The 23,790-nt window shown below is 47.2% G+C and carries 24 protein-coding genes and 1 tRNA gene; 11 read left to right on the top strand and 14 right to left on the bottom strand.

The features are described from left to right. Positions 1 to 82: 82 nt before the first annotated feature. A tRNA-Trp gene (locus tag A1OO_RS22040) sits at positions 83 to 159 on the top strand. Positions 160 to 449: 290 nt separating this feature from the next. Here the strand turns inward: A1OO_RS22040 and A1OO_RS22035 are convergent. Together A1OO_RS22035 and A1OO_RS22030 are read right to left on the bottom strand one after the other, a co-directional pair. Then, on the bottom strand, positions 450 to 866 hold the full coding sequence (locus A1OO_RS22035; RefSeq protein WP_017004455.1) for a universal stress protein: 417 nt from the start codon (positions 864 to 866) through the stop codon (positions 450 to 452). Positions 867 to 869: 3 nt separating this feature from the next. Beyond that, on the bottom strand, positions 870 to 1,397 hold the full coding sequence (locus tag A1OO_RS22030) for an HPP family protein (RefSeq protein WP_017004454.1): 528 nt from the start codon (positions 1,395 to 1,397) through the stop codon (positions 870 to 872). 195 nt (positions 1,398 to 1,592) lie between these two features. Here A1OO_RS22030 and A1OO_RS22025 point away from each other — a divergent pair, with 195 nt between their 5' ends. Next, a complete protein-coding gene (locus A1OO_RS22025; protein ID WP_017004453.1) occupies positions 1,593 to 2,432 on the top strand; it encodes an endonuclease/exonuclease/phosphatase family protein in 840 nt (279 codons plus the stop codon). Positions 2,433 to 2,466: 34 nt separating this feature from the next. Here A1OO_RS22025 and focA read toward each other — a convergent pair whose 3' ends face one another. Next, on the bottom strand, positions 2,467 to 3,921 hold the full coding sequence (focA, locus tag A1OO_RS22020) for a formate transporter FocA (RefSeq protein WP_026023993.1): 1,455 nt from the start codon (positions 3,919 to 3,921) through the stop codon (positions 2,467 to 2,469). Positions 3,922 to 4,138: 217 nt separating this feature from the next. Between focA and A1OO_RS22015 the strand changes: the two genes are divergently transcribed. Next, positions 4,139 to 5,044, top strand: coding sequence for a LysR substrate-binding domain-containing protein (locus A1OO_RS22015; RefSeq protein WP_016960036.1), 906 nt, complete (start codon positions 4,139 to 4,141; stop codon positions 5,042 to 5,044). Positions 5,045 to 5,109: 65 nt separating this feature from the next. Here A1OO_RS22015 and A1OO_RS22010 read toward each other — a convergent pair whose 3' ends face one another. Beyond that, positions 5,110 to 6,672: a lytic transglycosylase gene (locus A1OO_RS22010; protein WP_026023992.1), complete on the bottom strand. Its 1,563-nt coding sequence runs from the start codon at positions 6,670 to 6,672 to the stop codon at positions 5,110 to 5,112. A gap of 72 nt (positions 6,673 to 6,744) precedes the next feature. Beyond that, positions 6,745 to 7,503, bottom strand: coding sequence for a hydroxyacylglutathione hydrolase (gene gloB, locus A1OO_RS22005; protein ID WP_017004451.1), 759 nt, complete (start codon positions 7,501 to 7,503; stop codon positions 6,745 to 6,747). A 163-nt stretch (positions 7,504 to 7,666) separates the two neighbouring features. Between gloB and A1OO_RS22000 the strand changes: the two genes are divergently transcribed. Continuing rightward, positions 7,667 to 8,263: a methyltransferase domain-containing protein gene (locus A1OO_RS22000; protein ID WP_016960040.1), complete on the top strand. Its 597-nt coding sequence runs from the start codon at positions 7,667 to 7,669 to the stop codon at positions 8,261 to 8,263. Between the two features lie 4 nt (positions 8,264 to 8,267). Here A1OO_RS22000 and rnhA read toward each other — a convergent pair whose 3' ends face one another. Next, positions 8,268 to 8,735, bottom strand: coding sequence for a ribonuclease HI (rnhA, locus tag A1OO_RS21995; protein ID WP_016960041.1), 468 nt, complete (start codon positions 8,733 to 8,735; stop codon positions 8,268 to 8,270). Positions 8,736 to 8,786: 51 nt separating this feature from the next. Between rnhA and dnaQ the strand changes: the two genes are divergently transcribed. Both dnaQ and A1OO_RS21985 read left to right on the top strand, forming a co-directional pair. Then, the gene (gene dnaQ / locus A1OO_RS21990; RefSeq protein ID WP_016960042.1) at positions 8,787 to 9,515 is read left to right on the top strand and encodes a DNA polymerase III subunit epsilon; all 729 of its coding nucleotides are present in this window, start codon (positions 8,787 to 8,789) and stop codon (positions 9,513 to 9,515) included. Between the two features lie 11 nt (positions 9,516 to 9,526). After that, complete coding sequence (locus A1OO_RS21985; protein WP_016960043.1) at positions 9,527 to 10,810, top strand: TIGR03503 family protein; 1,284 nt, start codon at positions 9,527 to 9,529, stop codon at positions 10,808 to 10,810. Between the two features lie 128 nt (positions 10,811 to 10,938). Here the strand turns inward: A1OO_RS21985 and fadE are convergent, their stop codons facing one another. After that, a complete protein-coding gene (gene fadE / locus A1OO_RS21980) occupies positions 10,939 to 13,389 on the bottom strand; it encodes an acyl-CoA dehydrogenase FadE (protein WP_016960044.1) in 2,451 nt (816 codons plus the stop codon). A gap of 287 nt (positions 13,390 to 13,676) precedes the next feature. Between fadE and lpcA the strand changes: the two genes are divergently transcribed. Continuing rightward, complete coding sequence (lpcA, locus tag A1OO_RS21975; protein WP_017004450.1) at positions 13,677 to 14,255, top strand: D-sedoheptulose 7-phosphate isomerase; 579 nt, start codon at positions 13,677 to 13,679, stop codon at positions 14,253 to 14,255. 22 nt (positions 14,256 to 14,277) lie between these two features. Beyond that, positions 14,278 to 15,093: a class II glutamine amidotransferase gene (locus A1OO_RS21970; RefSeq protein WP_017004449.1), complete on the top strand. Its 816-nt coding sequence runs from the start codon at positions 14,278 to 14,280 to the stop codon at positions 15,091 to 15,093. A 111-nt stretch (positions 15,094 to 15,204) separates the two neighbouring features. On the opposite strand, the gene purN is transcribed toward A1OO_RS21970, so the two are convergent. Next, on the bottom strand, positions 15,205 to 15,840 hold the full coding sequence (gene purN, locus A1OO_RS21965; RefSeq protein WP_017004448.1) for a phosphoribosylglycinamide formyltransferase: 636 nt from the start codon (positions 15,838 to 15,840) through the stop codon (positions 15,205 to 15,207). Positions 15,841 to 15,842: 2 nt separating this feature from the next. Beyond that, positions 15,843 to 16,886 carry a phosphoribosylformylglycinamidine cyclo-ligase gene (gene purM, locus A1OO_RS21960; RefSeq protein ID WP_016960048.1) on the bottom strand — a complete coding sequence of 348 codons (1,044 nt, stop codon included), beginning with the start codon at positions 16,884 to 16,886 and terminating at the stop codon, positions 15,843 to 15,845. Between the two features lie 179 nt (positions 16,887 to 17,065). Between purM and upp the strand changes: the two genes are divergently transcribed. Then, positions 17,066 to 17,692, top strand: a complete 627-nt coding sequence (gene upp / locus A1OO_RS21955) for a uracil phosphoribosyltransferase (protein ID WP_016960049.1) — start codon at positions 17,066 to 17,068, stop codon at positions 17,690 to 17,692. 90 nt (positions 17,693 to 17,782) lie between these two features. Here the strand turns inward: upp and A1OO_RS21950 are convergent, their stop codons facing one another. Further along, positions 17,783 to 19,024 carry a uracil-xanthine permease family protein gene (locus tag A1OO_RS21950; RefSeq protein ID WP_026023989.1) on the bottom strand — a complete coding sequence of 414 codons (1,242 nt, stop codon included), beginning with the start codon at positions 19,022 to 19,024 and terminating at the stop codon, positions 17,783 to 17,785. 210 nt (positions 19,025 to 19,234) lie between these two features. Here A1OO_RS21950 and A1OO_RS21945 point away from each other — a divergent pair, with 210 nt between their 5' ends. Continuing rightward, positions 19,235 to 20,416 (top strand): DUF2066 domain-containing protein, encoded by a 1,182-nt coding sequence (locus A1OO_RS21945; protein WP_016960051.1) that lies wholly within the window; start codon positions 19,235 to 19,237, stop codon positions 20,414 to 20,416. An 80-nt stretch (positions 20,417 to 20,496) separates the two neighbouring features. On the opposite strand, the gene A1OO_RS21940 is transcribed toward A1OO_RS21945, so the two are convergent. The 4 genes from A1OO_RS21940 to A1OO_RS21925 are packed head-to-tail and all read right to left on the bottom strand — an operon-like array spanning position 20,497 to position 23,372. After that, positions 20,497 to 20,910 (bottom strand): DUF2069 domain-containing protein, encoded by a 414-nt coding sequence (locus A1OO_RS21940; protein WP_016960052.1) that lies wholly within the window; start codon positions 20,908 to 20,910, stop codon positions 20,497 to 20,499. Between the two features lie 16 nt (positions 20,911 to 20,926). Next, positions 20,927 to 21,508, bottom strand: coding sequence for an NAD(P)H:quinone oxidoreductase (gene wrbA, locus A1OO_RS21935; RefSeq protein WP_017004447.1), 582 nt, complete (start codon positions 21,506 to 21,508; stop codon positions 20,927 to 20,929). Beyond that, entirely contained in the window at positions 21,508 to 21,858 is a 351-nt protein-coding gene (arsC, locus tag A1OO_RS21930) for an arsenate reductase (glutaredoxin) (RefSeq protein WP_017004446.1), read from the bottom strand. The genes wrbA and arsC overlap by 1 nt, the downstream gene beginning before the upstream one ends. A gap of 56 nt (positions 21,859 to 21,914) precedes the next feature. Beyond that, positions 21,915 to 23,372, bottom strand: a complete 1,458-nt coding sequence (locus tag A1OO_RS21925; protein ID WP_016960055.1) for a M48 family metalloprotease — start codon at positions 23,370 to 23,372, stop codon at positions 21,915 to 21,917. Positions 23,373 to 23,610: 238 nt separating this feature from the next. Here A1OO_RS21925 and A1OO_RS21920 point away from each other — a divergent pair, with 238 nt between their 5' ends. Continuing rightward, on the top strand, positions 23,611 to 23,778 hold the full coding sequence (locus A1OO_RS21920) for a sulfurtransferase TusA family protein (RefSeq protein WP_017004445.1): 168 nt from the start codon (positions 23,611 to 23,613) through the stop codon (positions 23,776 to 23,778). The last annotated feature ends 12 nt before the right edge of the window (positions 23,779 to 23,790 follow it).

Raw genomic sequence — 23,790 nt, 5'->3', positions numbered from 1 at the left:
CCTGTCACGCCGGGGGTCGCGGGTTCGAGTCCCGTCCGCTCCGCCACTTATTTAGACAAAGTTAAGTCTTTAAAACAACTACAGGGGTGTAGCTCCAATTGGCAGAGCAGCGGATTCCAAATCCGCGTGTTGGGAGTTCGAATCTCTCCACCCCTGCCACTTTTGAAAGCCTCGACAGAAATGTCGGGGCTTTTTCGTATTTGTCGCTTTTTCAAAGCGATGTTGGGAGCTGGAACGCCAGCCCGGTCGAATCTCTCCACCCCTGCCACCTTCGAAAGCGTCGACAGCAATGTCGGGGCTTTTTTGTATTTGTCCCTTTTTCAAAGCGATGTTAGGAGCTGGAACATCAGCCCGGTCGAATCTCTACACCCCTGCCAGTTCTATTTGCTCATGCCAAAACTAAAGCCTTACACTGGGCGTCCCTGAAACAATGCTGAGGTTTCATTCGTCTAGTTGAAGCTCAACAAGTCATAGTGGGATGTATAGCGTATTAAAGTGTCAGGCTTTATCAACAAGCTGAAGTGGTGATGAGATTTTGCAATAAGGACAAGCTCTACACTCAGTGTTTGGGCTAAATGATCGATGGCTTTTCCAATTGGGCCATCGACGACGTACACATGCTCTTTTGATAGTTCGGTTCCCAGTAGCAATGCTTCCAGCTTATTTTCGAGCTCTTTTTTCTTGCTATCAACGACCTTGTCGCCATCTGCTTTGCCGAAATAAATCTCGTCATCTGTGTAGTCTTCACCGATGTAGGTAGCATATCCGACGTAAAGTTCCGCGTTGAGTTGCACCGCAATAGCGAGAGCTTTGTGTAAATGGGGTTTAGAGTCCAGATCAAGTGCGTAAAGTATTTTGCTGTACATAGCCTATGCCTTCTTCGGTTTGTTGACCCATGCATACTCTAATCGCGATACAAAACCGTGATAAATCAGAGCAACAATCACGATGACACACGCACCTGCTAGCACAGGGTAAAGCGCAAACGTGAAACTTGTGTGTCCACCCAACATGATAAGCAACGGATTACCGCCGGCAGGAGGATGAGTGACATTAAACAGAATCATAAAGAAAATCCCTGTACCTACAGCTAACCCGAGTGACCAAAATTCAGGAGGAAAGAGATTGGCAAAAATGACGCCGACGATGGCTGTTGTTAGATGGCCTAAGATGACATTGGGAGGTTGTGCTAGGGGGCTTTGGGGTAATCCAAAAACCAGAACCATGGTTGCTCCGAAAGGCGCCATTAAGACATAATCACCTTTCGCACTTTCATCAATTAATGCCAGCAAGGCGATACAAATGGCAGAGCCAATCGCTGCAACGAAGGCAATCATCCAAGGTTTTTGAGCTGGGTGTAAAATACGGTAATAGATGCCTTTAGATTCATTAACCATTTTTTGCTCCTGAATGTGCGAGTCGAGAGAGTATAGGGGCAATTGAATGTTGCACATGTGAATTAGAGCGCTGTGTCCCGCTATTGAAACGACTGTTATGAGTTCATCGACAATATTTATCAGGGGAGAGCGAAATACCCTTGCTCTTAGATAGATCGATCGAATGTTAAACTAATAAATAAGGTGCCGCTTTTTATGAGACAACTTAGATCCCGATGGGCAATCCTTGGCGCATTATTATTAATCAGCGGCATTCTAACGGTCTATATGGTTGTTGATGTACCGACGGAGGCGAGCTTGGCATCAGGAGAGGCAAGCGTTCGCTGTCGTGACTATTCAGAGACCGAAACGATTGATGTGACCAAACCACTCAATATCGCGGTATGGAATATCTACAAACAACAATTAGATGGTTGGGAGACTGAGCTTTCGGATCTATCGAAAAAAAACTCACTGATATTACTTCAAGAAGCTCAATCTAAACCTCAGCTTCTCAGCTACATAGAGCGAGAAGGGTGGCACAGTAATCAGGCATACGCATTCGCGATCAATGGTGAAATTGCTGGCGTGATGACTTTGTCTGAAGTGAAGCCATCAAAAGTCTGCGCCTATACCAAAGTTGAGCCATACCTGCGCTTACCGAAAAGTGCTCTTTACAGTGCATTCTCCTTGTCTGATGGAAATACTCTGTCTGTTATTAACCTACACAGTATTAACTTTACTTTTGGAGTGGAAGAATACCGAGAGCAGCTTCAGTCGCTGGTTGATGCGGTGAGCGATATCAGTGGTTCACTCATCATTGCTGGAGACTTTAATACTTGGAGCGATGAACGTCTGAATGTGGTTAAAAAAGAACTTGATGAGCTTGGACTGAAAGAGGCTCAATATAGCAGCGACGATCGACTGACAGTTTTTGGTCATCCACTTGATCATTTGTTCTACCGAGATCTTGAACTTAATGTATCTTTGTCAAAAAAGACAACGGCGTCTGACCACGCATTCATTGAAGCGTCACTGACATTTCTTTCTCAATAACAAAAGGGCAGTATTGCTACTGCCCTTCATGTCTTTAAATGGCTTTTGCTACTTCAACTAACGGCTCGTTTTCATAAAGTGGTCTTAATGCCTGCAGCACATCAGATCTTGAAATCACACCGACTAAGCGGCCATTAGTGATAACCGGCAAAATATGCGGTTTACTTATTTTAGCCTCTTTAACTCGCTCTTTTAGCGATAAATTGGAGAAGCTTGTTGCGATACCCATCGGAGATACAGGGAAAACCTTTTCTTTGTCCATGACTAAGAATTCAGCGACGTCAACTAAGCTTTCTTCTGCATTTAACGCCGTCACATCATCACACATCAACTCGCCAACGACTTGTTTCGCATCAGGTAGATAGTCCTCACACCAAAGATTAACCATCGCATCATGTACTGAGAAAAAACCCACAACCTGCATTTGACTGTCGCAAACTGGCGCACCAGTTATGCCATTAGAAAGCAAGGTGTCAATGGCTTGAGCCGTGCGGTCACTTGCTTTCAAGACGATAGGGTTTGTATTCATTAGATCTTTTACTTTCACGGAGTTAATCATGGCAGAGTCCTTACTGGCTTTAGCGATAGTCACTGGCGTGTTAATGCTCAGCATGTCGGGTTGTTGCATTTGTTTTCGGTAGATCCCCCAGTTAGCTAGACCGACAAGCACGGCGCCGCCAACAATATTGCCTAAGGTAACGGGGATCAGGTTGTTGATGATGAAGTTGTTGAAGGTGAGGTCAGCATAGTTTGCTGCATTAGCGCCAAGTCCAAGCCAAAAGGTATCTGGAGAAAAATTGGCGATGACGATGCCTAATGGCACCATGAACATATTGGCAATACTGTGTTCAAAACCGCTAGATACAAACATTGCGACAGGCAACATTGTCATTACAGCTTTGACAATGGGGTTGGCAGAACAAAAAGTGAGCCAAATAGCAGTACAAACTAAAATGTTACACAAAACGCCTAAAGTGAAGGCTTCGAGCCAAGTGTGGTGAAGTTTATGCTGGGCAATATTAAGCGCATTTAAGCCCCATTGACCGCCATCAAGCTGGTATAAGCCTGCCGCGGTTACCATGATGACAAGGAGTGTTGCCCCTAAGAAATTGCCAAGGTAGACCTTTCCCCAGGTTGAAAGCAGCTTGCTGATGCTTACCTGATTATTGGCCCATGAAATACTCGACAGCACTGTGCTGGTAAATAGCTCGCCTTCAAAAATAACAATCAAGATCAGTCCCATGCTAAAAGCGAAACCGCCGATCAGTCGATTAACGCCCCAGTTTGTGCTGTCATTGCCTGTAGTTACTGTGATGTAAAACAGAAAGGCGAGACCGATAAAGGCACCAGCCAGAATGGCTAAACTGAGTGTGGCACCGCTGCGTTTGCTAATTTTCTTTAGCGCATAACGTTCCGCTTCATTCATCATTTCTGATGCAGAAAAACCTTTGACTGAAACGAATTCGTGATCAGAGTAGGCCGTCGTCATCGCAATGCCTCCCATATGTATTCATGTCATTCTCCTTGTGATTTAGCTTGGCGATTGCCTTGCTTCTTAATCAGCGTAATGGGGAATGGTTGATCAAGTACAATTGATAATTCTTTGAATTATATTCAGATTTATTGATGATTTTTCCGTGGTAGGTACAATGGAGACATGATGTCTTTAGGGTTATTTCAGTGACTCTTTTTAGGGAAGAAAAGCGATGCGATATTCACTCAAACAGTTAGCAGTATTTGACACTGTGGCAGATACTGGCAGTGTTAGTCAGGCCGCTGAAGTGCTGTCTCTGACACAGTCGGCAACCAGTATGTCACTGGCACAGTTAGAAAAAATGCTTGGTAGGCCATTATTTGAACGTAAGGGGAAACGGTTACTCCTTACGCACTGGGGAAGTTGGTTGAGACCTAAAGCCAAACGTCTTTTGAGAGATGCTCAACACATTGAAATGGGGTTTTATGATCAGCACTTACTGAGTGGTGAAATTCGCTTAGGAGCAAGTCAAACCCCCGCAGAGCACCTAGTTCCGGACCTTATCAGTATTATTGATAATGACTTTCCGGAAATTCGCATTTCGCTTGGTGTTCACAGTACCAGTTCAGTTATATCTGGTGTCCTCGATTACCGCTATGATTTGGGTATTATTGAGGGGCGATGCGATGACAATCGCCTTCATCAAGAATCTTTGTGTACAGATCACCTGAAAATCGTCGCCTCTGCTCATCACCCTTTTTCGCGTTACGATCGCGTCAGCATTGCACAGTTGGAGCAAGCGAAATGGGTATTGCGAGAACATGGTTCAGGCACGCGAACCGCGTTTGAAAGTGCGATTTCCAATCACATTGCAGACTTGGATGTTTGGCGGGAATACGAACATGTTCCTGTCATTCGGAGCCTTGTCGCGAATGGCTCATATTTAACCTGCTTGCCGTATCTAGATGTGGAACGTTACATTGAAAACGGTAAATTGGTTGCGCTGAATGTACCTGAACTCGATATTTCACGTTCATTATCGTTTGTTTGGCGAGTCGATATGGCAGAGAACCCGTTAGTCGATTGTTTCAAGCGGGAAGGGATAAGAATGATGAAACGTCACCCTATGGTGATGTGATATAAAAAACGCGTTGTATCAATACAACGCGTTTTTTATATTTTTCAATGTAGATGCCAGACGTGTTATGCGCTGACTTTAGTCACATCGATATGCAGCTTCAGTTTTTGCCCTGGCTTGATATAAGCGCTCTTTTTCAGAGCGTTCCATTTAACAAGGTCCGTCACTGACACGCCATAGCGTGAAGCAATACTGCTCAATGAATCACCTTCGCGGATTTTGTAAAAAATAGTGCGGATACGTGCTCCATCTTCCCCTTTCTTCCAAACCACCAGGTCTTGGCCGATACGTAATGGATCTTTCGGGCTCATGCCATTCCAACGTGCGAGTTCTCCATGAGAGACACCATGCTTACGCGATATGGTCCAAAAGCTGTCACCTCTGGCAACGGTGTGTGTGAGTTTGTAATCTCCGCGTTTTTTACTGGTCATTTTGGCTAGACGTTGCGGTGCGCTTAGGGCGTATTGGCTTTCGTCTTGAAGTGCGACAGGGATTATAAGGTGTTGTCCAACACGAATACTGGTTCCTTTAATGCTGTTGGCACGTTGTATCAATTTTACTGTTGTATTGTGACGCTGTGCGACCAGACCTAAAGAATCACCACTTTTAACTTTGTAACGGGTAACTTTGATACCTTGGTTATTATTCTCTGCTAGCTGAGCATTAAAGCGAGCTATGTTTTCTTTTGGCAACAGAAGATGAGTCACACCATCAGGCGCTGTAGCCCAATGGTTGTATGCAGGGTTTAAGCTCTGAAGTTCAGAAAGAGACAGTCCCGCATAATTCGCAGCAAGGGCTAAATCCATTTGAACGTTAGGCTCTACCAATTCAACCACTGGTTTGTTGGCAACCTCAGGTATAGACAAGCCGTATTTGTCTTTGTTTTTAATCACGTCAGCGACAGCAATCAGCTTAGGAACATACCCTCGGGTTTCTTTCGGTAGCGACAGTGACCAAAAATCAGTCGGCAGGCCTTTGGCTTTATTGTTTCTAATGGCGCGAAATACTCGCCCTTCGCCGGTGTTGTATGCCGCTAGTGCGTGTAGCCAATCACCATCAAATTTTTTGTGAAGATATTCCAATAAATCTAACGCTGCGTCAGTCGATGCGACCACATCTCGACGACCGTCATACCACCAGTTTTGCTCTAGTCCAAATCGACGACCTGTATCCGGCACAAATTGCCATAAACCTGCCGCACGACCATGTGAGTATGCAAACTGATCGAATGAGCTTTCCACGACTGGAAGTAAAGCAATCTCGAGCGGGATTCCGCGCTCTTCGACTTTTTCTGTGATGAGGTGGAGGAAAGGTTCTGCGCGTTTAGCGACTGTTTGTAGATGCAGAGGGTTTTTCAAATACCAGTTGCGGTAATATTGCACCCGCTTGTTTTCTGGTACGGGCATTTCCAACTGCATGGTAATCCGATCCCAGACATCCTCCTGACTTTGCGGGGTGATGACAGGTGTTACGACCACTGCTTCAACCTGAGTGTTTTCAGCTTTCTCGTGGGTCAGCAACGCTTCCTGCTGTTCTGGCGTATTAGTCGTTGTCGCGACGTCATCTTGCCCAGTCAATTGGCATCCTGCGAGGAACATCGATCCCACTAATACATAACGGAACTTCATTAATAACCTAACCTTTCAAAAATTGGCCGATGATAGTAATCGGCCTTCAATGCTGCTTACAAGTGACTTGCGTCAAAATTCATCTTTCCAGCGTCGGAGCGCCGCAAACGTTTCTGTTTCTGAGCTATCCGTTGCACGATGTTGAACTGCCGATTTTATTGAGGCTTGATCAACGCGCAAAAATGGATTGATATTTTTTTCTTTTCCAATCGTTGATGGCAACGTGATCTTGTTGTTAGATCTCAACACATCAACGCTCAAAGAATAATCCTTAAGCGCAGTATTGCTGGGTTCAACGGCTTGAGCAAATTTTAGGTTTGATTGTGTGTATTCGTGCGCGCAGAACACCAATGTATCGTCAGGCAGAGACGACAGGAGTGATAACGACTTGTGCATCTGAGCCGGGCTGCCCTCGAACAATCGGCCACAACCGCCTGAAAAGAGAGTGTCACCGCAAAACAGCATATCCTCTGAATAATAGACAATATGATCAAGGGTATGCCCTGGCACTTCGCGCACAACGAACTCACTACCGAAAAGGGTAAATGTTGATTTGTCCTTCAGGGGGTGAGTAACTTGAGGGAAGCGAGCGGTCGCTGGGCCATAAACCGAGGTGTTCGGGTAATGCGATGTGAGCTCAGGCACACCACCAACATGATCGTCATGGTGGTGGGTAATCAATATTGCGTCTAAGATAAGGCCGTGGTTCTCTAAGAACGCAAAAACGGGCGTGGCATCTCCTGGGTCGACAACAACACAATGATTGTCATCATTTTTTATCAGCCAGATGTAATTGTCATTTAATGCGGGTATGCTTGATACAGATAGCATTTAAACTCTCCAGCTATAACTCAAATACACTATGAAACCAGCACGCAGTCAACGTCCACTGGAATACCCTTATACATGGGATCAATTCGCTCATGGCGAGTGGGCGTGCTCACACATACAGACACGGCTGGATGAATGGCTCCCTCGCTTCTTCGGCTATCACATGCTCAAACTGGGTGGTTTAAGCATCGAATTAACCAGTGGGCATTGTAACATTCATCATCAGGTCTGCATTGATAAGTTAAATCCTCTGCGAAATGTTGAATCTGAAAGTTACGAATTGCCGTTTGTTGATAAAGCTTTCGATGTTTGTATTCTCGCCAATCAACTCGATTATTCGGATGATCCCCACCGGCTTCTACGCGAAATCGATAGGGTAATGATAGATGATGGCTATTTAGTCATATCGGGAGTGAATCCTAGCAGTTTGATGGGGATCGGCCGCATAATACCGTGGCGGAAGAATCAACTGCCGTGGAATGGGCGAATGTTTTCTCCGCTTCGAGTGCGAGATTGGTTAGGGCTGCTGAATTATGAGCTGGTCGAAATGTCCTGTTTCGGGCTTATTCCGGTTACAAAGCATCGTACCTGCGGGGTTTGGTTTGAAAATGCATGCTCTGGGTTGTTGCCAGCGATGGGGTCGCTGTATTTCATCGTGGCGCGAAAACGCACTTACCCTTTAAAACTGATAAAAGCAAAGTTGAAACTAAAGAAGCAACTATCGCCAGTGGGTATCAATTACCGAACTGGCGGCGCGTAAGACGCTATTCGCTAGGTTGATAGCCTGTGTCCGGGCCTGTTGGGTTCTCTGCCCCCGTTCTTGCTAGTTCATCACAACGTTCATTTTCTGGGTGCCCAGTATGGCCTTTCACCCATTGCCAATCAATCGTATGACGTTGTGCTTCCAAGTCCAATTTCTGCCAAAGGTCGGCATTTTTCACTGGTTTTTTATCGGCTGTTTTCCATCCGCGCTTTTTCCAGTTATGTATCCATTGTGTAATGCCCTGACGAACGTATTGGCTGTCGGTGGTGAGTACCACCGTGCAGTGCTCTTTCAGACTGGCTAGCCCCACGATGGCAGCGAGCAACTCCATGCGGTTATTGGTGGTCAGGTCAAAGCCTTCGCTTAGTTCTTTTTCGTGCTGTTTGTAGCGTAAAACGACCCCATAACCACCCGGGCCCGGATTACCGAGACAAGAACCATCCGTGAAAATTTCTACCTGCTTGACCATATTTGTTAGTATCTACTTAAATTAATCAATAAGTCTGACACAAGTGACGTCATGAAAGCCAGTTACGACAGAATAATCGTTCTCGATACAGAAACCACGGGTATGAACCGTGAAGGTGGCCCTGTTTATGAAGGGCACAAAATCATTGAAATTGGCGCCGTGGAAATCGTTAACCGTAAGTTAACGGGGAGACATTTCCACGTCTACATCAAACCCGATCGTCAAATAGATCCTGAGGCAATTTCTGTCCACGGTATTACTGATGAATTTCTGGTTGATAAGCCTGACTATGCAAAGATCCATCAAGACTTTCTAGAGTTCATTAAAGGCGCCGAATTGGTAGCACACAATGCGCCCTTTGATGTCAGCTTTATGGACAATGAATTCCAGACATTAAACCCCAAAATTGGCAAAACCACGGACTACTGTAAGGTCACGGATACCCTTGCCATGGCAAGGAAAATCTTCCCTGGGAAACGCAATAACCTTGATGTGCTTTGTGATCGTTATGGCATAGACAACTCACACCGAACGCTGCACGGCGCATTGTTGGATGCTGAGATCCTTGCTGACGTTTATTTGCTGATGACAGGCGGCCAGACAACCTTGGCATTCAGTGGAAGAGACTCAAATGATCAAGATGCCAATGGCGAATCCATTCGTCGTGTCGAAGCCGGTACGAAAAAGCTAAAGATCATCCATGCATCTGCCGATGAACTAAAAGAACATGAAGCGCAGCTAGACGTTATTGCGAAAAACGGTAGTTGTCTCTGGCGGTGACAGGAGAAGGTATGAAAACTGGGTGGATTGGCGTGCTGCTTGCGCTGTTGACGGTATTTAACGTCGCAGCGGAACAGACATCTGATCGTGATATTCGTTTGCTCAACAACCGTTTTCGGATCGACTCCACCATCACTCAGGTCGCCTTTGTTATCTATCGGCAGAATCCAAGTCAACCTGTTGTGCTGGTTCAGCCTGATGGCACTAAGTTATATGCGTGGAGACATCCAGACAGTGTCTCTTGGCATCAAGAATCAGATATGGATATTGTGTCTGTTCTTAACCCGATGCCCGGCCCTTGGCAGGCCATTGGAAAAGTCACGCCCGAGAACAAGATCCGCATACTTTCCGAACTCAGCATGAAAGTAGACACTTTCCCTAGTAGGCTCTATCAGGGAGAGACCCTCAAATTTACTGCCCGTCTGATGCAAGCAAATGAACCCCTAAATCTGCGGGATTTCCTTGATCGTGTTGAGTTGACGGTCACCTTTACTGAATACATAGAAAGCGTTGATGACATTCCGGTTGACCAACGTCCTCAGGAAATGTCTCTTGGACTATTTGTGGATGACGGATCAGGACTTGATGAAACCGCGGGTGATGGCATTTTCACTGTTGAATTGCCCGTTAACGCCCCTCCAGGGAAATACCGTGCTCGGGTGACATCGGGCAATGGCGTGTTCTTCCGTACCCTTGAACAAGAAGTGCTGGTTTATCCAACACCGCTGATGGCTACTTTTACGCAAAGTCGTAAAAAAGCCCTGCCACATCATTTGCTGGTGGAATCTGACAGCGCCAGCATTGAAACGGGCACCATCGCAGCGCACGCTGAATTTACGGATACCAACGGTAAACTTTCGGTTTATCAAGGCGTATCCAATAAGGATTACACCGCGCTGAATGTTGAGATAGATAACTTTGGCGAACCTGGAAGACACAAATGGTTTGCTTGGCTTTACGGAACGGACAAATTATCAGGGCGTCCTCTTGTCTTCCATTTACCCGAGCAGACTTTTGCGGTAGCGGATTATGAAGCGATAGAGCAGGCGAAGCTTGAGCGCGAAGAGCGTGAGGCTGAACGTGCGCGTATCGAAGAAGAAAAACGCCAAGCCATACAGCGTGAAGAAGACCGCAAGATGGCGATGATCACCATCATTGGCGGCAATATTTTGCTGTTGATACTGGCGATATTGACGTGGTTCATCATTCGTAAGATTAAAGCCAAGAAGCTAGCCGCCGAAACGGAAGAAGAGTTAGAGGCGCCGCCACCTGAAGAGCCTGACAAAGCAGCGTAGTACGATGAGTGTTCTGCGTTAGTCACACAGCTAGCGACAACGGTTAACTGCAGATACGACACGTTGAGGGGAGACAAAAAAAAGGAGAAGCGAGGCTTCTCCTTTTTGGCTTTTGCTTGTGTGGCAGGTTATGCCGCGTGAGTCACTTTATCTAATGCTTTGCTTGCCGCTGCAAGTTCATCAGACTCAAAATCATCGACGTTGATGGTTTCCAATCGACCTTCTTCTGCAATGCGCAGAATGTCAGCTTCTTTTTCAGTGATAACACCTTCACTCAAACCCACATCCGCCACTTTATCCAAGAACATGAACGGTAGTTTTTTACCGGTTGCGTCACAGACCTTTTTATAAACAGGTTCGGCCGCCAAGATATCGAGGAGCGCTTTCTCAATCTTACCGACGGGATTGTGCTCTGAGGCCTCAAGGAACTGACCACGACCGATACGGCTTCGTGTGTCGCATGGTGTTTGCAGGATTTGAGCAACTTTGCCATCGAGCTTGTCACTTGGTTTGGTGCGACGTGTACCAAATGGGAACAACAAGACACGCAGTGGTGCAGCTATCCAACGGCTTGGGAAGTTTGCTAGAAACTCGATGAGCGCTTCTTCGGTTTGGTAGAGAGCGTCTTGCATACCCCAATGAACCAAAGGAAGGTCGGCTTTTTGGTAGCCTTCATCGGCATAACGCTTCATGGTAGACGATGCCATGTAGAGCTGGCTCAATACGTCTCCTAGACGTGCAGAAAGGCGCTCTTTACGTTTGAGGTTTCCGCCCAGCACTGCCATCGAAATATCGGCTAGAAGCGCGAGGTTTGACGCATAGCGGTTCATTTGCTGATAGTAACGAGCCGTTTCATCTTTACGTGGTGCTTTCGAGGTACGACCGTCAGTCAGGCCTAACCATACTGAACGAACTAGATTGCTGATCACAAAGCCCACATGGCCAAACAAAGCTTGGTCAAATGCAGTGAGTGCTTCACGTTCGTTTTCATTGTATGCCGCTTCCATTTCCGTCAAGACGAAAGGATGACAGCGGATTGCACCTTGACCGAAGATGATCATTGAGCGCGTTAGAATATTGGCACCTTCAACGGTAATCGCAATCGGCGAGCCTTGGTAGCCGCGAGCCAAGAAGTTCTTTGGCCCTAAACAGATACCTTTTCCGCCCACAATGTCCATGGCATCAATCACGGCACGTTGGCCGCGGTGAGTACAATGGTATTTCACAATGGCCGAAATGACGGAGGGCTTCTCACCCAAATCAATACCCGTCACGGTTAGCGCACTGGCTGCATCCATGACGTAAGCATTACCGCCGATACGTGCTAAAGGCTCTTCAATCCCTTCCATTTTACCGATAGGTAATTTGAATTGACGACGGATACGTGCATACGCGCCTGTTGCCAATGCAACGGATTTAAGGCCACCTGTCGAGTTTGAAGGCAGCGTAATGCCACGACCCACTGACAGACATTCAACCAGCATGCGCCAGCCTTGTCCTGCCATATCAGGACCACCAATGATGAAGCTCAATGGGACAAAAATGTTGTTACCGCGCGTTGGACCATTTTGGAACGGCAGGTTCAGTGGGAAATGGCGGCGACCAATTTCCACACCGTCAATATCGGTCGGGATGAGCGCACAGGTAATACCTAGATCTTCTTTGTCGCCGAGTAAGCTATCAGGGTCTTTCAGTTTAAATGCCAGACCAAGAACGGTGGCAACAGGTGCAAGGGTGATATAGCGCTTGTTCCAAGTAATTGACATACCCAGAACTTCTTCGCCTTGCCACATGCCTTTAGTGATAAAACCTTCATCAGGAATCGAGCCTGCGTCAGACCCTGCTTCTGGGCTAGTCAGTGCAAAGCACGGGATTTCCAGGCCTTTTGCTAAGCGTGGAAGGTAGTAGTCTTTTTGATCGCCAGTACCGTAGTGTTGCAGCAACTCACCAGGACCGAGGCTGTTTGGTACGCCAACCGTTGAAGACAGTACGCTAGATACGCCAGTCAGCTTTTGCAGCACTAAAGACTGTGCATAGGCGGAGAACTCTAGGCCGCCATATTCTTTTTTGATGATCATGGCGAAGAACTTGTGATCTTTCAGGAATTGCCAAACATCTTCAGGAAGATCAGCAAGCTCGTGTGTCACTTGGTAGTCATTCACCATTCGGCACACTTCGTTCACGGGGCCATCAAGAAAGGCTCGTTCTTCCGCACTCAGACGCGGTGCTGGGATATCGTGTAACTTATTCCAATCAGGGGCGCCTCGGAAAAGATCGGCTTCCCACCATACCGTGCCTGCATCAATCGCTTCTTTTTCGGTTTGTGACATTTCAGGCATCACGCCTTTAAACATCTTAAGTGCAGGTTTGCTTAACCAACTTTCGCGGAAAGAACGCACGTTTAGGGGGATTGCCACGGCAAAGAAAACTAGCCAACTAAGCTGGCCAATATTGCCCATTAGAGATCCAACGATTAACAAACTCGCGGCTGCAGCGGTGAACATCTTCAGTCCTGCGCGGTGATACGCCAAAAGCGCCAGTACTGCTAGGAACGTTGTAAGGTACAGGGTTGTTGCCATGTCAGGTTCTCCTTCTCCATCAACCCAATCTTTAAATGGTAAGAGGTCATACCACTTAATTGTAAGCAGGTTTTTAATGAAATGTAAAATGATGACCAGCAAAAATGTGCACAATGCTTCACACTGAGAGACAATTAAACGCCGTGCAATTATTAGGCATCTGTTTTTATGAAGTAATCAGAAGGTGAGCCTGATTATCGACAGCTTCTGGCTTTTACAGGTACACTGCTTCGATAGGCCGGCGGCTTGCTCCGCAAACAGTCAACAATCAATAAAGAGAATTGCCCATGTACCAAGATCTGATTCGCTCCGAGCTCAATGAAGCAGCTCACGTGCTAAATACGTTTCTTAGTGACGACAAAAATATTGCTGATATTGAAGCGGCGGCAACTTTGCTGGCAGATTCATTCAAAGCCGGCGGAAAAGTGTTGTCATGTGGTAACGGTGGCTCGCACTGTGACGCGATGCACTTTGCTGAAGAGTTGACCGGTCGTTACCGTGAAAATCGTCCAGGCTATCCTGCGATTGCGATTTCTGACCCAAGCCATATTTCTTGTGTGAGTAACGATTTTGGCTACGAATTTGTTTTTTCACGCTACCTAGAAGCTGTTGGTTCGAAGGGTGATGTGTTGTTTGGTCTATCGACGTCTGGTAATTCAGGTAACATCCTGAAAGCGATTGAAGCTGCAAAAACCAAAGGCATGAAAACCATTATGCTAACGGGTAAAGACGGCGGCAAAATGGCGGGTTTGGCGGACATTGAAATCCGCGTCCCTCACTTTGGTTATGCTGATCGTATCCAAGAGGTACATATCAAGATTATTCATATCTTGATCCAGTTAGTTGAAAAAGAAATGGAAAAATAATCCAAGGAAAGCGTGACGGAATATGTGTGAACTTCTTGGTATGAGTGCCAATGTACCCACCGATATATGTTTTAGTTTTACGGGTCTAATTCAGCGAGGGGGCAATACTGGCCCTCATCGTGATGGCTGGGGTATCGTCTTTTATGAAGGCAAAGGCTTTCGTACGTTTAAAGATCCCAACCCAAGCTGTAATTCGAAAATTGCTGAGTTGGTGCAGAGTTATCCGATCAAAAGCTGTGCCGTGATTAGTCATATTCGTCAAGCTAACCGTGGTGATGTGAATTTGGTGAACACTCACCCATTTACTCGCGAAATCTGGGGCAGTTATTGGACCTACGCGCACAATGGGCAGCTGACAGGATATGAAAACTTACCGACAGGCCATTTCAAACCTGTTGGTGAAACGGACAGTGAAAAGGCATTTTGTTGGCTGCTGTGTGAGATCGAAAAGCACTATCCGGACAAGCCTGAAGACATGACGGAAGTATTTCGCTTTATCGCGAGCCGTTGTGACACACTCCGTGAACTGGGGGTATTCAACATGCTGTTCAGTGATGGTGATTATGTCATGGCGTATTGCACCAATAATCTGCACTCGATAACGCGCCGCGCTCCATTTGGCAAAGCCAGTTTAATTGACGAAGAAGTGACGGTGGATTTTCAGCAAGAAACCACGCCGAATGATGTCGTCACAGTGATCGCCACTCAACCACTGACCAACAATGAAACCTGGCATAAAATGCAGCCGGGTGAATATTGTGTGTTTCATTTGGGTGAGGTGATTACCTGTAATCAGGCAGAAATCGCGCAGAAGATGAGTGCAGTACAAAACGCTTAGGGAACTTTGATAGAAAATCTGAGATATAAAAAACGCGCCACTGAATGGGCGCGTTTTTTATTCGCTAATTTTCGCTGAGCACGGCGTCATTGAATAATAAAATAGCTTTAGTTACTCAAACGCATAGCCATGCAGACCGAGCGTTGCACTGTCTAACACTGCATTACCTTCGGTCATTTCTAGCCTACCTTGACAGAACCATTCAATGACAAGAGGGTAGATGCGATGCTCTTGCTCTTGAATACGAGCAAAGACATTGTCTGCATTGTCGTCTTCAAAGATAGGTACACGCGCCTGAAGAATAACAGGGCCACCATCTAGCTCTTCGGTAACAAAGTGTACTGACGTGCCATGTTCGGTATCGCCTGCATCAATCGCGCGCTGGTGGGTATTTAACCCCGGGTATTTGGGTAACAGTGAAGGGTGGATGTTTAACATCTTGCCTTCATAGTGACGAACAAACTCCGGTGTTAAAATACGCATAAAACCCGCAAGTACGATTAAATCAGGCGCGTACTCATCAATGGTCGCCATTAACTGGTTGTCGTATTGACTGCGATCAGTCATGCCTTTACTGGCAACCACGACTGCATCAATACCCGCATCCGTTGCGCGTGTTAGCCCATAGACCTCTTCTTTGTTCGCAATCACCGCCGCGATATGCATGTCATTTCTGTCATGACAGCGATCGATAATTGCTTGAAGGTTAGAACCATTCCCTGAAACCAGAACAACCAGCTTTTTCATGGTTACCCCTTGATCTCTACCTGTTCTTCACCAGCGGCAGCGTTTTCAATGTTGCCTAACAACCACGCGTTTTCGCCTTCTTGATTCAGAATATCGATCGCTTGTTGAGCTTGTTCTGCCGGTAGAGCAACAATCAGGCCTACACCACAGTTGAAGGTGCGGTACATTTCATGATCCGTTACGTTGCCATTTTCTTGTAGCCACGTGAAGATCGCTGGCCATTCCCAGCTGTTGCCGTCGATAACGGCTTTAGTGCCTTGCGGCAATACGCGAGGGATATTTTCCCAGAAACCACCACCGGTGATGTGAGAAATCGCATGCGCATCGCAGGTTTCCAACATCTTCAAAACAGGCTTCACATAAATGCGGGTAGGCTCTAGCAGATGCTCACCTAGCGTTTTACCGTCCAGCTCTGCATTGACATCGGCGTTAGACACTTCGATGATTTTGCGAACCAAGCTGTAACCGTTTGAGTGAGGGCCTGATGAAGCGATAGCAATGATGGCATCGCCAGCGCTGACTTTCGTCCCATCAATAATGTCTTCTTTTTCCACAACGCCGACGCAGAAACCTGCCACGTCGTAATCTTCACCTTCGTACATACCTGGCATTTCAGCGGTTTCACCACCGATCAGTGCACAGCCTGATTGCAAGCAACCTTCACCAATACCCGTAACAACACTTGCTGCGGTATCAATATCCAGCTTACCTGTTGCGTAATAATCAAGGAAAAATAGCGGTTCTGCACCTTGAACAATCAGGTCGTTGACACACATCGCGACCAAATCAATACCAATGGTGTCGTGTTTTTTCAGATCCATCGCTAGGCGAAGTTTGGTGCCTACACCGTCAGTACCTGATACCAGTACCGGATGTTTGTATTTCGTAGGCAGTTCACAAAGTGCGCCGAAGCCACCGATACCACCCATCACTTCAGGACGACGAGTGCGCTTAACTACGCCTTTGATTCTGTCGACCAGGGCGTTGCCTGCATCGATATCTACACCTGCATCTTTGTAGCTTAGAGAAGACTTATTATCGCTCACTGGGGATCCTTACCGAGTTGTGGACTTAAAAGCCGCGCCATTTTAACAGCGACATTCTAAAAAGGAAAACGTTTGCGTAAGGCAAATTGCAGCAAAAAACCGCAACTGGTTGTATGTAACTATTCCACCCATTTTTCTTGTGTATAATGCGGGGAATTTGTTTTTTTCAGGAGTCTGTCATGAAAGTCGTTGAGGTTAAGCACCCACTGGTTAAGCATAAAATCGGTTTGATGCGTGAAGGTGATATCAGCACCAAACGTTTCCGTGAATTAGCGACCGAAGTTGGCAGCCTGCTAACGTACGAAGCAACATCAGATTTCGAAACGGAAAAAGTCACTATTGAAGGCTGGAACGGCCCGGTTGAAGTTGACCAGATCAAAGGTAAGAAAGTGACGGTTGTGCCAATCCTGCGTGCAGGTCTGGGCATGATGGACGGCGTATTGGAGCACATTCCAAGTGCACGCATCAGTGTTGTTGGTATTTACCGCGATGAAGAAACGCTAGAGCCTGTGCCTTACTTCCACAAGCTCGCAAGCAACATCGAAGAGCGTATGGCGCTGGTGGTTGACCCAATGTTAGCAACCGGTGGCTCAATGATCGCGACGATCGATCTGCTGAAAGAAAATGGTTGTGACAACATCAAAGTATTGGTTCTGGTTGCGGCACCTGAAGGTCTTGATGCCTTGGAAAAAGCGCACCCAGACGTTGAACTGTACACCGCTGCAATCGATGAAAAGCTGAATGACAAAGGCTATATCGTTCCTGGCTTGGGTGATGCAGGCGACAAGATTTTCGGTACTAAGTAATCGTGCGGTAATCGAAAGCGGAAACGCGATATGTAAAAAAGGCTTCCCGAGGGAAGCCTTTTTTGTGCTTAGTGAAATGCGCTCAGAGGCTTAGTCTTCCATCTGGGCATTATCAACAACGTGGGTTTCACCCATGTCATGCGGCAGAATAAGGTTCAGCAAGATAGCGACGATACCGCAAAGGCTGATGCCTTGTAGGCTGAATTCACCAATACCAAATGCCATGCCACCGATACCAAATACCAGCGTGACCGCCACAATGGTCAGATTACGGGCTTTGTGCAAATCGACCTGATTTTTGATCAAGGTGTTAAGACCGACAGTGGCAATTGAGCCAAACAGCAAGATCATGATGCCGCCCATGACAGGAACTGGAATAGTTTGCAGCACTGCGCCCAATTTACCGACAAATGCCAAGATAATGGCGGTAACTGCTGCCCACGTCATGATGGCTGGGTTGAATGCACGTGTCAGCATGACCGCGCCAGTCACTTCACTGTAGGTAGTATTTGGTGGAGCGCCAAACATGGATGCGGCGATAGTTGCTACACCATCGCCCGCCATGGTGCGGTGCAGGCCTGGTTTTTTCAGGTAGTCTTTACCGGTGACATTCGATATTGCCAGCATGTCACCCACATGTTCAACGGCAGGGGCAATGGCAACAGGGATCATGAACAGAATCGCGTTAATGTTAAATGCAGGCGCGGTAAAGGCAGGCATGGCGAGCCAAGCGGCGTTCAGTACAGGTGAAAAGTCGACCACGCCAAAGAATAATGCTGTCACATAGCCTGAAATAATACCGGCCAAAATAGGCACTAGCCTGAAGAAGCCTTTGGCGAATACAGACATCGCAATGGTCGTTGCCAGTGAAATACCTGAAATCCAAAGCGCGACTGACCCATCAACTAACTGAAATGCGCCGTCACCTGATTTCCCCAGTGCCATATTGACGGCTGCTGGGGCTAAACCAAGGCCAATGACCATGATCACGGGGCCAACCACTACAGGTGGAAGTAGTTTGTGGATAAAGCCAACACCTCTGACTTTAATGATGCCACCCATGATGACATAAACCACCCCAGCTACCATTAGGCCGCCCATGGTGGCAGGAATACCCCAAGTTTGAACGCCAAACATGATAGGTGCGATGAAAGCAAAAGAGGACGCGAGGAAAATGGGGACGGAGCGTTTTGTCACGAGTTGGAAAAGCAGAGTGCCGACACCAGCACCAAACAACGCGACGTTAGGGTCTAGTCCGGTGAGTAGCGGAACCAGTACTAACGCGCCGAAGGCTACAAATAACATTTGTGCTCCGAGTAAGAATTGCATCATGACGCTCCTTCCTGAAATAAAAAAATCGGCGGATACTATCATGAAGAGTAAGGGCACTGCAGCATCACTCGTCATCTTGTCGACGAGTTGCACCTCTTGTTGCTAACTTTTTGCTCAGTATGCGGTCAATGAATATGTGCGAGGTATTGAGCCCATCGTCGGTGGTTTGGGTATATCACTCAAATTCGGTCTTTTGCCATTGCTGACAGTGTGGCTTCAATTTATGATCAACGTTTAAAAATCGAGTTATCTGGCAAATATATGTTACGGATCTTCTTTTTCGTTTTAGCGTTAGCGTTTGGGCAAACCAGCGCAATGGCCGCGTCTCTATTCAGTACAGAAGTGGTGCTGGATGATAGCGACAGAGCAACGGAGCAAGCGGCAAAACAAAAAGCGTTTGTTGATGTGCTGGTGCGCACGTCGGGCGAATCTGCGTTGGGTGACAATGCTGTTATTCAAAAAGCGCTGCCGTCTGTGAATCAATACATTACTCAGTTGGGTTATGGCGAATCAGAGGGATTGCGCACATTGGTGCTGGCATTTGATGATGCCAAAATTCGTACCTTACTGACACAGGCGCAGGCTCCTTACTGGGGCTTACCGCGTCCAGAAGTCTTGTTCTGGTTGGTGGAAGACAATGCGTCGCAGCGTAACGTGGTGTGGGAACAATCGGGCTCTGCGCTTATTGATACCCTAAAAGCGGAAGGTGAGCGCCGTGGTTTACCTGTGCTTATGCCTGTGGGCGACTTTGATGATGTGGTCGCGGTGTCTATTCCAGATCTGTGGGGTGGCTTTGCGGCGCCTATTTCACAAGCCAGTGCGCGTTATAACCCAACTGGCGTAGCTGTGGTGAAAGTGCGCGATAATCGCCTGAGCTGGCAGTTGTTCCCAAATGCTGCAAGCATTGGCAATGATGCGCCGATAGAAGGTCAGGCTGCGGGTGCACCTGCACAGGCTTTTGCAAAAATGATCGACGATATCTCGGATTATTATGCTGATCGTTTGGCGATTAACTTGGGTGTGGCAGATAGCAGTGCCAAAGCGCTGCGAATCTCAGGCTTAAATGATGCTGAAGATTTCTTCGTGGTTGAACGTACCCTCAAAGGGCTTAATTCTGTTGCAGCGCTCCGTTTGGAGTCAATCGAGGAAGGGACGGCAACGTTCCGTATCAGCTTGTTGGCGAATGAAGAGATCTTTCATAATGAGATGATGACAGATCGTCGCTTACGTCGTGTTGAGGTTTTGCCTGAACCGTCAGTGATTCCTGTACCTGTTCAGCCTGTAAGTATCGAGTCGGGTGAGATGATCGATGGCGTTGTTGTTCCGTCACTGGTTGTTCCTGATGCTGTTGTGCCAGTAACGCCAGCAATTACTTATCAGTGGATTGGCTAGCGGATTCGTTAAACTAAGCGAAAAAAAAGCAGATGATTAGTCATCTGCTTTTTTTATGTCTATTTGATTGCTAAGTACAATTACTTCTCAAATCGCGCCTTTTCCTCGCGTTCAACTTGGGACAGCTTTTTCAGACCCAATCCTAATTCTTGTCCTTTGCGTTTGGCGAAATAGATGTTGCTGACAAATGAAATAGACGTCAGAAGCAACTCCACCAATGCTAGCCAGCGCTCACCTTGATCGACCCAAAGGATCGTTAATGCGTGGATGAAGTAAAACATCAAAATGAAATTTGCCCACGCATGGGTGTAGGGTTTACCCGTGAGAATACCTTTCAATGGCAAAAGCAAAGGCAGTAGCCACGCAATGGTTACACCATAGGGGTTCACGTGCACATGCGGCGATAACACACCGTGCCAAAGGGCAACCCAGACAAACAAACCGAGATAGGAAGAAAGTGCAGTCGCCCTGAGGCGAGAGGTAGAAGAGAACAACGGATAACTCCTTTTATCAATGTTTCAGCTTGGTGGCGATACCGGCTAATCGCTTACCTGCTGCCATGGCGAGTGCTTTTTCATCACTGTCGGGTTGACGACGACCTTCGCCCGTCACGTGAGATGGGCCGTAGGGTGAACCACCGCCTGATGTCGTGTGTAAGGCAGGTTCTGAATGCGGGAGACCCACAATGATCATGCCGTGATGCAGCAATGGCAGCATCATTGATTGCAGTGTGGTTTCTTGTCCACCGTGAAGCATTGAACCTGAACTGAACACGATGGCAGGTTTGCCAATCAAGGTGCCTGCTAGCCATGCTTTGCTGGTGCTGTCGATAAAGTACTTCAGTGGCGCTGCCATATTGCCAAAACGCACGGGGCTCCCCAGTGCCAAACCATCACAAGCCGTCAGATCATCAAGGGTGACAAATGGGTCCTCAGGTTCAGTCAGTATCGGATTTTCACCCGTAATGGCTAGCTCTGGCACGGTGCGTAGTCTAGCGACAGCGCCCGTTGACTCGATGCCTCTGGCAATGAGACGCGCAAGCTTTTTTGTTCCGCCATGGCGGCTATAGTAGAGCACCAATATGTCAGTCATTAGAGTATATCAAGCACGCTTTCAGGTGGACGTCCCATTGCGGCTTTGCCATTAGCAACCACGATTGGGCGCTCAATCAGTTTCGGGTTAGCTGACATCGCAACGATTAACTGCTCGTCGGTCACGGAAGCATCGCCTAAATGGAGTTCTTTATAGATATCGTCCTTGGTGCGCATAATTTGGCGCGGAGAGTCAAAACCTAGCTGAGACAGCAGAGTTTTGATGGTTTCAATTGAAGGTGGTGTATCCAAATACGCCACAATCTCAGGTTCAATGCCTCGCTCGGTAAGAAGTACAAGTGTTTGACGGCTCTTTGAGCAGCGAGAGTTGTGATAAATGGTGACTGACATGAAAGCTCCTTTTTACTGCGTTCGTCGTCGCAATGTTTATTGTTATTATCTTAGTGTTAGCGCTGAAGTGCAGCATATCGCGCTTCTTCAACCCTAAGCTGGTCAATACGTGCATCGTAACGAGCTTGATCAAGACTGCCAAGATCGACGAGCTGGCTAGCTTGTGTGTAATTGTTAATGGCTTTGTGCCAGCGTCCTTGTAACGCGTATAGCTCGCCTTGTGCAGCTAGAGCGCCATGACGTATCCCTTGATTGTCATACGCTTCTTGAAGCAGCGACCAGCCATTGGTGTCATTGGGGTAGCGATGGGTATATTGCATGAGCCCAGACGTGGCTTGTTTATATTTTTCCGCTTTCACCAACACGTAATCCCGATTCAATAACAAAACAGGATTATTGGGTTGGCTTTCCAATGCGGTGTTAAGGCGTTTCAATGCTTGGTCAAAATGTTTCTGGCTAACATCAAGGTCGGTCATTGCATCGAGGAAAAAGCGGTTGTTTGGCTGCGCTTTATAAAGTGGCGTCAGTAGTGCCCCTGCTTTGTCAAATTGGCGGCTATCGATATAGACCAGCGCCTTGCCGTAATTTAATGATTGCGCTTGTGCGGGAGAGGCTTTCTTCAAATCACGATTAAAACCATCTAACGCCGCGCTTGCATCGATACCGGCATACCTTGCAATAACGCGCGATCGTGCCAGTTGATATTCCGGCGAATAAGGGACCGTTTTTTGCGGATACTGTTGCGCCCGTTCACGAGAATCTGTGATACGCGCATCTGGCATTGGGTGCGTGAGCAGAAACTGGGGTGGTTTTGACGCAAAGCGATATTGATCAGACAAACGTGTGAAGAATCGCGGCATGGCATTTACGTCGAACCCAGATCGAGAAAGGGTTTCGATACCGACGCGGTCCGCTTCTTTTTCATTGCTTCGCGTGTAATTGATTCGGCTTTGAATGGATGCTGCTGTCGTGGCTTGTGCTGCCGCGATACCCGCTTGCGGTGCCGCGATCGCGAGCATGAGTGATCCAACGAGGGCTGCCATGGTGAGCGGTGTTTGTCTTGCTTGCTCTTCCATCGCGCGAGCAAGGTGGCGTTGGGTTAAGTGTGCGATTTCGTGAGCGACAACCGAGGCTAATTCACTTTCGCTTTGAGCGTGAAGAAACAGACCTGTATGCAAAGCAACATGACCACCAAAGAATGCGAATGCATTAATGTCACGATTGCGAATTAGAATGAATTCAAACGGTGTTTTCACATCATTCGCATTTGCAACTAATGTCGCACCGAGCGATGAAATATACTCCGAAAGAAGAGGGTCGGTAACGATCGGTTGGCTACCACGCAACATACGCATGTAGGCATTACCGTATTCTATCTCTTTCTCGACCGATAAAGTGCCTGCCGCTACGGTGCCAATATCCGGCAGTTCGCTGTAGCTTGTTGCCATAACAGGTGAAGACAGCGAGAGAGATGCGACAAGCAGGCTAGTCGTCATTTTTTTGAACAGCTGCATAACTGACGTGAGTGCCTCCAGCACGCGGAAAGGTAAGAATGCGATATCTTAGAAGTAGACACCAAACCTATTGAGAGGTTCTGTATTGTTTACCCAAATTACCCCAATGTCACTATTACCCAAACTACTTCTCCGCGCCGTTTGAGTATACAATGCGGTCGATAATAGCGATCAGTGAGAAAGAATGGAAATTCAATCCCTTGATTTGCGTGAGCAACGTTGTCCTATGGCGTGAACAATGGCCAAAAGAGCCTGTGCAACGTTGGGGCAGGGAGAGCAAATAGCGCTATATGTATCGGACAGCGGTGCATTGAAAGACATTCCTCGCTACTTGAACAGTAATGGGTTTGATTTCGAACAGCAGATTGTTCATGGAGTGACGGTGTTTTGCGTCACCAAACTTTAAACGGGAATTTAC

This window comes from Enterovibrio norvegicus FF-33, assembly GCF_000286835.2.
Taxonomy (GTDB): Bacteria; Pseudomonadota; Gammaproteobacteria; order Enterobacterales; family Vibrionaceae; genus Enterovibrio; species Enterovibrio norvegicus_A.
The sequence above is the reverse complement of the archived record's forward strand: the minus strand, read 5'-3'. Positions and strand labels throughout refer to the sequence as shown.